13 protein-coding genes are annotated in these 12,519 nt (G+C 67.5%); 4 read left to right on the forward strand and 9 right to left on the reverse strand.

Features of this window, described 5'->3' with window-relative positions; genetic code table 11:
- Nucleotides 1-12: 12 nt before the first annotated feature.
- The 5 genes from ACFCV3_RS22855 to ACFCV3_RS22875 are packed head-to-tail and all read right to left on the reverse strand — an operon-like array spanning nucleotide 13 to nucleotide 5,315.
- Nucleotides 13-1,266, reverse strand: coding sequence for an enolase C-terminal domain-like protein (locus ACFCV3_RS22855; RefSeq protein ID WP_376032860.1), 1,254 nt, complete (start codon nucleotides 1,264-1,266; stop codon nucleotides 13-15).
- The gene (locus ACFCV3_RS22860) at nucleotides 1,267-2,139 is read right to left on the reverse strand and encodes an NAD-dependent epimerase/dehydratase family protein (protein WP_376032862.1); all 873 of its coding nucleotides are present in this window, start codon (nucleotides 2,137-2,139) and stop codon (nucleotides 1,267-1,269) included.
- On the reverse strand, nucleotides 2,136-3,017 hold the full coding sequence (locus ACFCV3_RS22865) for a carbohydrate ABC transporter permease (RefSeq protein ID WP_376032864.1): 882 nt from the start codon (nucleotides 3,015-3,017) through the stop codon (nucleotides 2,136-2,138). The genes ACFCV3_RS22860 and ACFCV3_RS22865 overlap by 4 nt, the downstream gene beginning before the upstream one ends.
- Nucleotides 3,014-3,934 carry a carbohydrate ABC transporter permease gene (locus tag ACFCV3_RS22870; protein ID WP_376032866.1) on the reverse strand — a complete coding sequence of 307 codons (921 nt, stop codon included), beginning with the start codon at nucleotides 3,932-3,934 and terminating at the stop codon, nucleotides 3,014-3,016. The genes ACFCV3_RS22865 and ACFCV3_RS22870 overlap by 4 nt, the downstream gene beginning before the upstream one ends.
- A gap of 4 nt (nucleotides 3,935-3,938) precedes the next feature.
- Complete coding sequence (locus tag ACFCV3_RS22875; protein ID WP_376032868.1) at nucleotides 3,939-5,315, reverse strand: ABC transporter substrate-binding protein; 1,377 nt, start codon at nucleotides 5,313-5,315, stop codon at nucleotides 3,939-3,941.
- A 131-nt stretch (nucleotides 5,316-5,446) separates the two neighbouring features.
- On the opposite strand from ACFCV3_RS22875, the gene ACFCV3_RS22880 reads away from it, so the two are divergent.
- From ACFCV3_RS22880 to ACFCV3_RS22890, 3 genes are all read left to right on the forward strand, one after another.
- Entirely contained in the window at nucleotides 5,447-5,812 is a 366-nt protein-coding gene (locus ACFCV3_RS22880) for a VOC family protein (RefSeq protein ID WP_376032870.1), read from the forward strand.
- A 37-nt stretch (nucleotides 5,813-5,849) separates the two neighbouring features.
- A complete protein-coding gene (locus ACFCV3_RS22885; protein WP_376032872.1) occupies nucleotides 5,850-6,317 on the forward strand; it encodes a GNAT family N-acetyltransferase in 468 nt (155 codons plus the stop codon).
- A gap of 78 nt (nucleotides 6,318-6,395) precedes the next feature.
- Complete coding sequence (locus ACFCV3_RS22890) at nucleotides 6,396-6,776, forward strand: hypothetical protein (protein ID WP_376032874.1); 381 nt, start codon at nucleotides 6,396-6,398, stop codon at nucleotides 6,774-6,776.
- Here the strand turns inward: ACFCV3_RS22890 and ACFCV3_RS22895 are convergent.
- From ACFCV3_RS22895 to ACFCV3_RS22905, 3 genes are all read right to left on the reverse strand, one after another.
- Nucleotides 6,773-7,831, reverse strand: a complete 1,059-nt coding sequence (locus tag ACFCV3_RS22895; RefSeq protein WP_376032876.1) for a DUF4185 domain-containing protein — start codon at nucleotides 7,829-7,831, stop codon at nucleotides 6,773-6,775. The genes ACFCV3_RS22890 and ACFCV3_RS22895 overlap by 4 nt on opposite strands.
- A 346-nt stretch (nucleotides 7,832-8,177) precedes the next feature.
- A complete protein-coding gene (locus ACFCV3_RS22900; protein WP_376032878.1) occupies nucleotides 8,178-8,990 on the reverse strand; it encodes a sulfurtransferase in 813 nt (270 codons plus the stop codon).
- Nucleotides 8,987-9,640, reverse strand: coding sequence for a thymidine kinase (locus ACFCV3_RS22905; protein ID WP_132403659.1), 654 nt, complete (start codon nucleotides 9,638-9,640; stop codon nucleotides 8,987-8,989). The genes ACFCV3_RS22900 and ACFCV3_RS22905 overlap by 4 nt, the downstream gene beginning before the upstream one ends.
- A 108-nt stretch (nucleotides 9,641-9,748) precedes the next feature.
- Here ACFCV3_RS22905 and ACFCV3_RS22910 point away from each other — a divergent pair, with 108 nt between their 5' ends.
- The gene (locus ACFCV3_RS22910; RefSeq protein WP_376032881.1) at nucleotides 9,749-11,392 is read left to right on the forward strand and encodes a S8 family serine peptidase; all 1,644 of its coding nucleotides are present in this window, start codon (nucleotides 9,749-9,751) and stop codon (nucleotides 11,390-11,392) included.
- Here ACFCV3_RS22910 and ACFCV3_RS22915 read toward each other — a convergent pair.
- The gene (locus ACFCV3_RS22915) at nucleotides 11,389-12,513 is read right to left on the reverse strand and encodes an alkaline phosphatase family protein (protein WP_376032883.1); all 1,125 of its coding nucleotides are present in this window, start codon (nucleotides 12,511-12,513) and stop codon (nucleotides 11,389-11,391) included. The two genes, ACFCV3_RS22910 and ACFCV3_RS22915, sit on opposite strands and share 4 nt — an antisense overlap.
- Between the last annotated feature and the right edge of the window lie 6 nt (nucleotides 12,514-12,519).

The following is a 12,519-nucleotide window of genomic DNA, read 5'->3' on the forward strand; positions in this document are numbered from 1 at the left end:
AGAACACCGTGCTCACGGTGCTTCGAGCGCACCGTCGATGCGTCGTACTCCCGCCGCCCACTCGTCGTGTCCGGACAACTCCGCCGGATAACGGGCCGCGGCCTCGAGATCGAGATCGATTCCCCAGCCCGGTGTGTCGTTCGGCGTCAGCCAGCCGTCCTCGATCCGGAGCGTTCCCGGGAACACCTCGTGCACGGCGTCGTCGTACAGATGACCTTCTTGGATGCCGAAGGCAACAGAACTCACGTCGAGCGCGACATTCGCCGCGGCACCGATCGGTGAGGTGTCGCCGGGTCCGTGCCAAGCGGTTCGTACGCCGCACAGCTCGGCGAGGTCGGCGAGTTTGCGTGCCGGTGTGAGCCCGCCGATGTCGGAGACGTGCGAGCGGATGAAGTCGACGCCACCATCCCGGACGAGCCGGACGGCATCGCCCATCGAGGTCGTCAGCTCACCCACAGCCAGCGGCACCGGCGAGGCTGCCCGCACCTCAGGCAGCCGGTCCCAATGCTCCGGCGGCAGCACGTCCTCGAGGAAGAACAGCCCGTACTCCTCCAGCGACCGCGCCAGCAGCACAGCTTCCTTCGGCGTCAGTCGCGAATGGACGTCGTGCAGCAGCTCGATGTTGTCCGGCAGCACATGCCGCGCCTCCGCGAACAGCTCCGGCGTCGCCCGCAGGTAGTCGCGTGCAGACCAGCCGTTGCGGTACGGCGCGTCCGGGTAGAGCGTCGGTACGGCGGGAGCGCCGTACCCGCCACCGCCAGGTGTCGAGATCTGCAGGCGGATGTGCCGCAACCCCTGCGATACCAGCTTCTGCGCGTGGTCGAGCGCCTCCTCGATCGTCCGCCCGCTGGCATGCAGATACGTGTCGGCGGCCGCACGGACCTTGCCACCGAGCAGTTCGTACACCGGCATCCCGGCCCGCTTGCCGGCGATGTCCCACAGGGCCTGGTCGATCCCGGAGATCGCGTTGTTGGTCACCGGTCCGCCACGCCAGTAGCCGCTGAATCCGGCCAGCCGGGTCAGGTCGCCGATGTCCCCGGGGTAGCGCCCGATCAGCAGCCGGGCCAGGTGCTCGTCGACGAACGTCTGCACCGCCTTCCAGCGCTGTGTGAACGTCGCGCAGCCGAGGCCGTACAACCCGGGCTCGGTGGTGTCGATCTTCACCACCACCAGCGGGATGCCTTGCGGCGCGGTGACGATCGCCTTCACCTCCCGGATCCGCACGTCGTCGCGGACCGGCCACGGCTGGTCGAAGTTCGAGGGCATTCAGAGCTCCAGAGTCGGAAGGTCGAGTTCGTGCTGTGCCTGGAAGCCCAGCACCGTACGTACCGCGGTCAGGTCGATCGGTACCTCGCGGCCGATGAACCGCCGCAACCGGGGAACCTCCGGCGCCAACGCGTCCAGCAGGGATTCGGTCGGGTACGGCGCGTTCGTCGTACCGGCCGCGACGAAGAAGGTGTGCGCGCCTTCCAGCGGCCTGGTGAGTCCGAGCTCGATCGCGTACGCCGCGTCCCGGTTGTCGAGGTAGCTCCACGCCTCACGCAACCCGCCGGCCGGGTCGTCGCGCATCCCGTCGGCCTGCGCCTGCAGGATCTCGGCCGAGTTCGTGTGCGGGAACCGCAGCGCGACCACGTCGATCCCCCACCGCCGCCAGGCCATCCGGGCGGTGTTCTCGTCGTTCTGCTTCGACAGCGAGTACGGATCGGCGATGTCGGCCGGGATCCGTTCGTCCAGCGGGTAGTAGGCCGGGTGCACGTCGTGCTCGTTGAAGATCAGCCCGGTCGCGTTGATGCTGCTCGCCATCACCGCCCGCTTGATCCCGAGGGCGCCGGCCTGCGCCAGCACGTTGAACGTCGACACGACATTGATCGAGTACACGTCGTACGGCGTACCGGCGGACGGATGAGCCAACGCTGCGAGGTGCACCACGAACTCGGCACCGTCGAGCGCATCAGCCACATCGGCCTCCGACCGCGTGTCACCGACGAGCACCCGGTCCGCCTTCAGATCGGGATGCTCGGCAGCCGACAAAGTCGTCACCAGCGCGCCGAGCTCGTTGAGCCGTTGCACGGTGACCAGGCCGATCCGGCCGCTGGCCCCGGTGACCAGCACCCGTCGGCCGTTGAGAGCAGATGTCATTCCTTGATGCCTCCGGACATGCCAACACCTCTCAGGAACTGTTTCTGGAAGACCAAGAACAGCACGACAGGGATCAGCACCGCCAGGAACAACGCGCTCATCTGCAGAGAGATCTCAGTGGTCTTGGCCACCCGCGGCAGGGCGACCGAGATCGGCTGCAGCTTCGGATCCGGCAGTACGAGCAGCGGCCAGAGGTAGTCCTTCCAGGAACCGATCACGGTCAGCAGCGCGACCACGCCGACGATCGGCTTGGACAGCGGAAGGATCAGCGCGGTGAACATCCGCAGGTTGCTCGCGCCGTCGATCCGGGCGGCCTCGATCAGCTCCCGCGGGATCGAGTCGAAGTACCGCTTCATCACCAGCACGTTGAACGCACCGGCCGCCGACGGCAGCCAGACCGCCCAGAACGTGTTCTGCAGACTGATCCCGAGCACCGGCATCTTCAGGATCGTCATGTAGAGCGGGACGAGTGAGATGACACCGGGCAGGAAGAGCGTCGCGAGCACGGCGCCGGTGACGATCGGTCCCCATTTCGGCCGGAGCACGCTCAGAACGAAGGCTCCCGTCGTACAGACGAACAGGGTCGAGATCATCGAGCCGATCGCGATGAACGCCGTGTTGCCGAGGTACGCGCCGATCTGGACGCGGTTCCACGCGTCGGGGATGTTCTTCAGCTGGATGCCCGACGGCCACAGCTGCATCGGGCCGCTCAGGATGTCCTGGCTGGTGGAGACGCCGGACTTGAGCAGCCAGAGCAGCGGTCCGACACCGGCGATCAGTACGGCGATGAAGATCAGCACCTGGATCGCGGGCAGGCCGTAGCGGACCGTCGTACGGCGCCGGTCCTGGGTCGAGATGATTCCGCGCTCATGGGTCATGTCGTGCTCCAGCGGCGGGTGACAAAGTGGTAGACGACCGACAGCAGACAGAGCACCCCGGCGAGCAGGACGCTGAGCGCGGTCGCGGCGCCGAAGTCGCCGTTGACGAACGCGTAGCGGTAGATCAGCAGCAGGATCGTGGTGGTGGCGTTGTTCGGGCCGCCGCCGGTGAACAGGAACGGTTCGGTGAAGACCTGGAACGTCCCGATCAGCTGCAGCAGCATCATGATGAAGATGATTCCGCGGATCTGCGGCAGCGTGACGTGCCAGATCCGGCTCCAGATCCCGGCCCCGTCGAGCTCGGCCGCCTCGTACAACTCCGTCCGTACGCCGGTCAGCGCGGCCAGGTAGATGATCGAGGTGGCGCCCGCGCCGGCCCAGGTCGCCTCGAGCACGATCGCCGGCATCGCCAGGCTCTGCGAGTTCAGCCAGGCGAACGGGCCGATCCCGAACCAGCCGAGGATCGAGTTGAACACGCCGGACGCGCTCGGGTCGTAGAAGAACGTCCAGAGCAGGATCGCGGCCACCGGCGGTACGACGGCCGGCAGGTAGGACAGCACGTTGTAGAGCCAGCCGGTGGTCCGCAGTTCGCTGACGAACACGGCCAGGAACAACGGCACCGGGAATCCGAACACGAGGGCCAGGGCGGCGAAGTACAGGGTGTTGAGCGCGGCCTGTGGGAGTTGCGGGTCGGTCAGCACGTAGCTGAAGTTCGCCATCCCGACCCACTCCGGGGCGGTGACCAGGTTGTTCTTCTGGAAGCTGAGGACCAGGCCGCGCAGGATCGGGCCCCAGGAGAAGTACAGGAAGGTCAGCACCAGCGGTACGGCGAAGATCACGGCGCTGAGCCCGCCGGAGCGGTACCAGGTCAGGAGCGACCTGGTACCGCTGCGGGTCTGGTTAGTCTTCTGGAACATGGGGTTACCGCGCGAGGCGTGCGTCGATCTTCGAGGCGGTCTCGCTCAGCAGCTTGTCGATATCCGCGTCCTTCTTCGTGAGCACCTGCTGGACGACCGGGTCGAGCAGCGAGTAGACCTCCTGGCCCTTGTTCCCCGGCTCGGGCAGCAGCTTCAGCGACGTGGTCGAGTCGATGTAGCCCTGGAACTGCTTCACCGGCACGTTCACGTACGGCTCGCGCCACTTGTTGTACTGGTCGTACGTCGCCTGGCTCAGCGGGCTGATGCCGGGCCGGCCGACGAAGCCCTTGTCGGCGATCGTGGTCTTGGCGTCGGCGACCGCGACGGCCTCGGACGTGTACTTGTCGAACTGCTCGAACTTGATCCACTTCAGCGCGGCGACGATCTCGTTCTTGGTCGCCTTCGGGCTGATCATCTTCAGCGAACCACCGGTCAGCGTCCCGTGCGGACCGCCGTCCTGCGGCAGCGCGGCGTGCCCGTAGTCGGCGGGCTTCATGCCGAAGTTCTTGACGCTCATGTCGTAGGCGTCCGGCGCCTGCATGACCATACCGATCTTGCCGGCCGCGAAGTCCTGGCGGACCTCCTCCTGGTTGTAGAGGAAGCGGCTGCCCATCGAGTTGTCGGTCCAGCGCATGTCCTTGAGGAGCTGCAGCCCCTTCTTGGTCGGCGCGTCGTTGAACGTGCTCTTCTTGCCGTCCTGGCTCTGGACCGTGCCACCCATGCTGTAGGTCATCGTGGTCAGCATCCAGCCACCGGTGTTGTTGGTGGTCAGCTGCGCGTAACCGGCCTTACCGGTCCTGTCCGCGATCTGCTTGGCGTACTGGCGGACCTCGTCCCAGGTCGTCGGCGGCTTGTCGGGGTCGAGCCCGGCCTGGGTGAACAGGGCCCGGTTGTAGGCCAGCCCGACCGAGAAGACATCGATCGGTACGCCGTAGATCCGCCCCTGGTCGTCCTGGACGATCTTCAGCACGTTCGGGTTCAGGTCCTTGGTCAGGTCGACCAGCTTCAGCTCGTCGGTGATGTCCGGCAGCTGCTTGTTCGGGATCATGTTGGCCGGCTCTGTGAAGCTGATGCTCATCACCGTCGGCAGCGTCCCGCCTGCTACCTGGGCCTGGAACGTCTGCGCCTGCCAGGCGGTCTCGGTGGACTTCACGGTGATGTTCGGGTGCTTGGCCGTGAAGTCCTTGATCTTCTGCTCGAACGCCTTGATGTCGTTCGGCTTGTCCGGGGTGGGGCGGTCCCCGATCGTGATCGTGACCGGCGCGTTCTCGTCGATCGCCCCGGCGCTGTCCGTGGCCGTCGAGCCGTCGGCGCACGCCACCAGGCCGAGCGCCAGTCCCGACACGCCCAGTACGGCGCTCAGCCTGCTCACTGTCTTCATTCGGAACTCCTCAAGTTTCCGGAATTTCGAGTAAGTTAAACCAAGCGTGTTACTAATTCAATGCCTAGCTGGTGTCGATCTCGCGAACCCGCCTCCGACGTCTCCGTGCAAGCACCCGACCGAGGAGAAACATGCCGAACCACGTAGTGCACTTCGAGATCATCGGAACCGACCCGGCCGCCCTCCGCAGCTACTACTCCGACCTGTTCGGCTGGACATACGACGTCGGGGACGCCTCCTCCCCCGCCGTCTCCGAACCAGGCCAGTACGGCTTCGCCACCAACGCCGGCCTGAACGGCGGTGTCGCCGGTGGCGCGTCCCTCAGCCCGAAGGTGGTGTTCTACGTCGGCGTCGACGACGTGGCCGCCGCCCTGGCCCGCGCCGAGGAGCTCGGTGGACAACGAGCCTTCGGCCCGGACGGCACCCCCGGCGTCTTCATGGTTGCCCAGTTCACCGACCCCGAAGGCAACCTGATCGGTCTGGCCGGCCCGAAATAGGTCGCCTGATGGTCCGGCGGTCGTCGAGGATGGCCGCATGCTGCTCCGACCGGCGACCGCCGACGACCTCGACTTTCTGGCCGCGATGATGCTGGAAGCCTGCAACTGGACCGGCGAGAACTGGTTCACCCTCGAGACAGCGCGCGCCGACGACAAGGTGTGGCGCTACCTCGACGGCTGGCCGCAGACCGGTGACTTCGGCGTCGTCGCCGAGCTCGACGGCGTACCGGCCGGGGCGACATGGGCACGGCTCGTCCCAGGCGGCTACGGGTACGTCGCGGACGACGTGCCCGAACTGACACTCGGGGTCGCTCCCGCTTATCGCCGGCGCGGAATCGCCCGAGCGCTGCTCACCACGTTGACCGACACCGCGCGAGCGGCGTCGTACCGGCGCTTGTCGCTGAGCGTCGACCCGAACAACCCAGCAGCCACCCTCTACCGCTCTGTCGGCTTCCAGTTCGTCGAGATCAACGGAACCTCGGAAACCCTGGTCCTGAACCTCTGACAGCCCGGCTGGGCAGGGCCGGACAAGATCCCGCCCACGCGCGACACCCTGTCCTCCGATGGCGTCAGCGTCGGGGATTTGCACTGGGAACGCGACGGAGCGACGGCCGTTGTCTGGCGCAAGCTCGGGACAACGCAGATGTTCTACAGCCAGCACTCGGTTCCAGGGGAATGGTCGACGCCGCGAGAGGTCGGTGGCGGTGGGGGAACGAGCACCGCTCCCGAGATCGACGAGGGAATCGTGGTCTGGCGGGGCATCCGTGATGACAACCACCTCTGGTACACCCGCCGCACCGGGCCGGGCACCTGGCAGCCCCAGGCGGTTGTCTGTGGTGCTGGCGGTACCAGCACCAAGCCGGCGCTCGGGACCGGCAGGGTGGTGTGGAAGGGCATCTCCGGCGATCCACACCTGTGGGAGAGCCGGTTCTCCGCGGAGCCGGGTGGGGTTTGCCGGTCTTAGCCGAAGCCTCGGACCCGGAACTGCATGGAGCGGTAGGGCCAGCCGGCGTCGGTGTTCCATTGGCTGACCGAGAGGTGGAGGTCGCTCAAGGTCGAGCCGGGGATGATGTAGCCGCCGTACAGCTGGGCGACGTGGTTGTCGTTCTCCTGGCCCCAGGCGCCGCCGTAAATGAGGGTCTGGCGGTAGGCCGTGTAGAGGTTCGAGGTCGGGGTGTCCATGATCATGCCGTCGATGCGGTAGTCGCCGGCGTTGAACCAGGTCAGGATCCACTTGCCGCCGAGCGGGCGCAGGCAGAGCTCGCCGAAGCTGCCGTTCAGGATCGGGGTGGCCGGGTTGCCCCAGCCCCAGGCGTTGTTGCGGAAGCCCCAGGGCTCGTACGCCGCCGGGTTCGCGATCTGGTTGCTGCGGACCCGCTTCAGGATGATCGGCTTGTTGCGCTGGAAGCCGGTCGAATACACGTAGACGTAGCCGTCGTTACCCTCACCCCAGGTGATGCACTGGAACAGACCGCCGTCGATGTTCGGATCGAACTTCGCGCCGGTGTGGTACCAGTTCGCCCCCGAGTTGTCGCTGCGCCAGATCTCGGTCCACACCACGTTGCCGAGACCCTTGTTCACCATGACGTGCAGGTACATCGACCCGCCGATCGTGATCACGTCCGACGGCAGCACGGTCGAGAACGTCGGGTTGTCATGCGGGTAGTCCCACAACTGCTGAGCCGCCGCACCACCCACCGCGCCCGACCACTCCACTCCCGCGGCCAGGTTCGTCGTGTTCGACCACAAGGCCACCGGCGACCGCCACCACCCACCCCCGACCCGCGGTTCCTCGAACGTGTCCCCGAACACGAACACCATCCGCCCGTCCGGCGCCCGCGCCGGAATCCCCAGGTCAGTAGCCGCCATCCGGAACCGATCGGTCAACCCGGGCCCGGTCAGATCCTTCACCTTGTTGGTGGTCACCGCCTGCACCCCGGCCAACGCCGTACCGGGCAACGCAACCGCGGCACCAACCCCTGCCGTCGCACTCAAAAACGTTCTCCGAGAAAGCTCCATCGACTGACTCCCAGCTTGAAGGGGCGGACGGGAAATCGATTTCTGCCCGCCAGAATCCAAGAGCCACCGACCGAAGTCAACCCCTGCGACGTACAGAACAACGGGTAGTAGTCGGCCTCGCCGGTCTGCTCCAGGCTCAGCCCTGCGGCAACCCGGCCGGGCGGCGGCACTATTACCCGTTCATCTGTACGCCTGTGGATAACCGACGACGCCCTCGGCCGAAAGCCGCGAGGATTCAGGTATGACGTCGGCCCGGAGGCCGGGTCCGCGTCGATCTGGGGAATCGTGGCCTCAGGATCGCCTTGGAGGCCGAGGGGTACTACCCGTTCTTGTGTACGCCGTTCGTTCAGCGGCCGGTGGCGATGGGGCGGGTGGGGTCGGTGATCCAGTCGGACCAGGAGCCGATGTAGACGGGGGCCTGGATGCCGGTTGCTTGCAGGGCTAGGGCGGTGTGGGTGGCGGTTACTCCGGAGCCGCAGTAGGTGGCCAGGTCGGTGTCGGCTGTGGCTCCGTGGTTGGCGAAGTAGGTTGCCAGGTCCGCGGTGGGCTTGAAGTGGCCGTCGGGGGTCAGGAGGTCGGCCATGGGGGTGTTGACGGCGCCGGGGATGTGGCCGGCGACCTTGTCCATCGGCTCGACCTCGCCGGCGAAGCGTTCGGGGGCGCGGGCGTCGAGCAGCACGCCCGAGGACGCGACCTTGGCGGCGCCTTCGGCGTCGACGAGGGGCAGGTGGCCGGGGGTTGCGGTGAAGTCGCTGTCGGCGTCGGCCGGAACGTCGGTGGTGACCTCTCCCCCGGCGGCGCGCCAGGCTGCCAGTCCGCCGTCGAGGACGCGGACGTCGGTGAGGCCGAAGTAGCGGAGGATCCACCAGGCCCGCGCGGCCGCCAGCGAGTTCGCTGCGTCGTACACGACCACCGGGGTGTCCGCCGAGGCTCCGGTACGGCGGACCAGCGTGGTGACTGTGGTTGCGTCGGGCAACGGGTGGCGGCCGGGGCCGGGTGGGCCGGCGAGCTCGGTGTCGAGGTCGACGAAGTGGGCGCCGGGGAGGTGGCCGGCGTCGTACGCCTCGCGGCCGGGCGGGCCGGCCAGGTTCCAGGTGGCGTCGATGAGCACGGGCTTCAGGGTGCGCAGTTCGTCGACGGTGATCAGGGGGCTGGTCACGAGTGGGCTCCTCCGAACGGTAGGACTTCGGGTGACAGGGTGGCGCGGGCTCGGGCCTGGGTGAGCCGGCGGCGGTGGTGGCGGCGGCAGAGCACCTCGTAGGCCATCTGGGCCGCGTTGCTCTCGATGTCCCCCACTGCCAGCTGCTCGCCCTCGGTCACCATCTCTCCACCGATCGTACGGGCGTTGTGGGTGGCCCTCTCGCCGCACCAGCAGAGCGCCTCGACCTGGAGCAGTTCCATCCGGTCGGCGAGCTCGACCAGCCGCGCGGATCCGGGGAACAGCGTTGCCCGGAAGTCGGTCAGGATCCCGAAGCAGAAGACGTCGATCTGCAGCTCGTCGACCAGCCGGGCGAGCTGCTCGATCTGCAGCGCAGAGTAGAACTGCGCCTCGTCGCAGACCACGTAGTCGACCCGGCCACCCTGGGTGAGCTCGTTGACCACGTGGTCCCAGAAGTCGAACTCGGGCCGTACCTCGATCGCTTCGGCGACCAGGCCGAGCCGGGACGACAGCACCGACTCACCGGCCCGGTCGTGGCTGGTGAAGATCCGCCCCCGGCGCCCGCGCGCCTTGTGGTTGTGATCCATCTGCAGCGCCAGCGTGGACTTACCGCAGTCCATGGTCCCGGTGAAGTAGAGCAGCTCAGCCACGGGCGATCATCCTGCCAAGTCAACAGGGCGGAGCGCACGTCGGGGGGTGTGTCGGCCCAGATGGTGACCCCGGCTTGGTTCTGCACCTCGGGACGGATTGAATGGGGTGTGCGCAAAGCCCTGCTGCTGTTCGTCGCGGTCTGTCTCACGACCGCCTCCGTCGCGTCGCCGGCCGTCGCTGGTCCGGTGCGGTCCACTGCCGGGCTGCGTGCGTACTTCGTGATCACCGAGCCGGCGAAGACCGTCCGGGCCGCCGCCGCGATCACGCAGAACGGTGGCACGGTCTATGCGGCGTACGACGCGATCGGGGTGATCGTCGCGCACTCGAGCACCGTCGATTTCGCGTCGAAGTTGCGCACCACCGAGGGTGTTCAGAAGGTCGGTGCCACTCGCACCGGCGACCTGCCCGCGGATGTGGCGAACCCGCCGGTCCCCCCGGCGAAGACCGAGACGGCCACCACCACCCCCGAGATCGACCGCGGTGACATGACCCAGATCGGCGCGGACCGGGCCTGGACCAAGACCCTCGGTGCGAAGACGATCACCGTCGGGGTCCTGGACACGGGCGTCGACGACCAGCACCCCGATCTGAAGGCGAACTTCGACGCCACCAAGTCGGCGTCGTGTGCCTACGGCAAGGCGGACACCCGGCCCGGTGCCTGGCGGCCGATCGCCGATCACGGCACCCACGTGGCCGGGACGATCGCCGCCGCCAAGAACGGGACCGGCATGATCGGGGTGGCACCCGGTGTGAAGGTCTCGTCGATCCGGGTCGCCGAGAGCGGCAGCGACCTGTTCTTCCCGGAGAACACGGTCTGCTCGTTCATGTTCGCCGCCGACAAGGGTGTCTCGGTCACGAACAACAGCTACTACGTCGACCCGTGGATGTTCCTGTGCCCGTCGAACCAGGACCAGGACGCGATCTCGGAGGCGGTCAAGCGCTCGGTCGCGTACGCCGACTCCAAGGGCGTGGTGAACGTCGCCGCCGCCGGCAACGAGACCTACGACCTGTCCAGCAAGGGCACCGACGACTCCAGCCCCAACGACACCACCCCGGCTCCGCGCCAGGTCACCAACGACTGCCTGAGTCTGCCGACCGAGCTGCCGAACGTCGTCGTGGTTTCCTCCGTCGACGCCAGCAGCGCCAAGTCGCGCTTCTCGAACTTCGGCGAGGGCAAGATCAACCTCGCCGCCCCGGGCGAGAACGTGTACTCGACCGTCCCCGGTGGCGGCTACGCGGCAATGAGCGGTACGTCGATGGCCTCCCCGCATGTGGCCGGAGTCGCCGCGTTGCTGCGCAGTGCGAACCCGAAGCTCACCCCGCAGCAGGTGCGCGCCAAGCTCGCGCAGCAGGCCAACGATCTCGCCTGCCCGTCCGGTGTCTCGGCCGGTTGCAAGGGCACCGCGACCAACAACTCGTACTTCGGTGAAGGTCTGGTCGACGCGGCCGAGGCCGTCGGCGCTGCCGCCGCTCAGCCGAAGGGTGCGATCTCGGTGACGAAGCCGGCCGAGCAGCTCGGCTTCGGCGGTGCACCGGCCCTGCCGCTGCTCATCAAGGGCATGGGCGGAAGCGGCGAGATCAGCTACACCGCGACCGGTCTGCCGCCCGGCCTGGAGATCGACCCGCAGCGCGGCTGGATCACCGGCGTACTGACTCCGGGCGCCGGCCGCTACAAGGTAACGGTCATTGCCCGCGACGGCGAGGCGAAGACCGCGAGCGAGAGCTTCTTCTGGAACGTCTGGAGCTTCTAGTGACCGGGGTCGACGAGAAGCGGAATCTCCATCTCGTCGGCCGTCAGCGAGCCGTGCAGCCCGATCAGCCCAGCCTCTTGCGGGAACCGGCGGCTCGCCACCAGTGACAGCGGCCCGAGCGCGGCCACCACGACATCACCCAGCCGCGGCGCTACCCGGTCCTCGACAGCTCCGAACCATCCCCGCCCAATCGCCTCGTCCCGGCTGAGCACCAGCGCCCGGTCACCGAGCCGCTCCCGGTACGTCGCCAGTACATCGTCCTGCGCGCCATCCACGCAGTACAGATGCCGGAAGCGCGACTCGCCACCGATCAACCGCAACCCGTCGGTGAGCGCAGGCTCGGTATCGAGGTCAACCCGGTTCTCCGGGGCCACATCGATCATCCCGTGATCGGCAATCACCACCAGTACGGCGTCGCGTGGCAACGCAGCGCGGACCTGGAACGCGAACGCATCCGCGGCCACCAGCTCCTTCCGCCACTGCCACGAGTCGCAGCCCTGCCCGTGACCGGTGTAATCCAGCTGCGAGTCATAGACATAGGTCAACGACGACGTGCCCTCACGACTCGCGAACCGGGTCGCGTCCAGCCGGTCCTCGACCGTGTCCGCACCCCGATGGATACTCCCCCGGAACGCCGCCCGGGTCAGCCCGGACTTCTCGAACCGGGCCTTGCTCACGTTCCGCGTCACCACACCGGCCGCGGCCACCCGGTCGAAGACCGTGGTGTGCGGCTGCCACTTCCACGGATCGACCGGCGCATCCCACTGAAGTGCATTCAGCAGCGCACCCGTCTCCGGGACGATCGACGTGTAGCCGATCATGCCGTGCGCACCCGGCGGCAGCCCGGTCCCGAGGCTGGTCAGGCTGACCGCGGTCGTCGACGGCACGCCGGCGGTCAGACTGCGTCCGGCCGACAACAGCGACGACAGGTACGGCGCGGACTCCGCATAGCGTTGCAGGTTGTTCCACCCGAGCCCGTCGAACAGAAGGACGGCGTACCGGGCTGCCGGTGGCAGTCGCAGGGTGTTCGTGAAGTCGGGCACCGACAAGGCGCCGGCCACCGACGGCAGTACGTCGGCGAGCGCACCCCCGCCGTACTGCGGGCTCACCGAAGCGATCATGGGACG

The organism is Kribbella sp. NPDC056345 (assembly GCF_042262745.1).
GTDB lineage: Bacteria > Actinomycetota > Actinomycetes > Propionibacteriales > Kribbellaceae > Kribbella.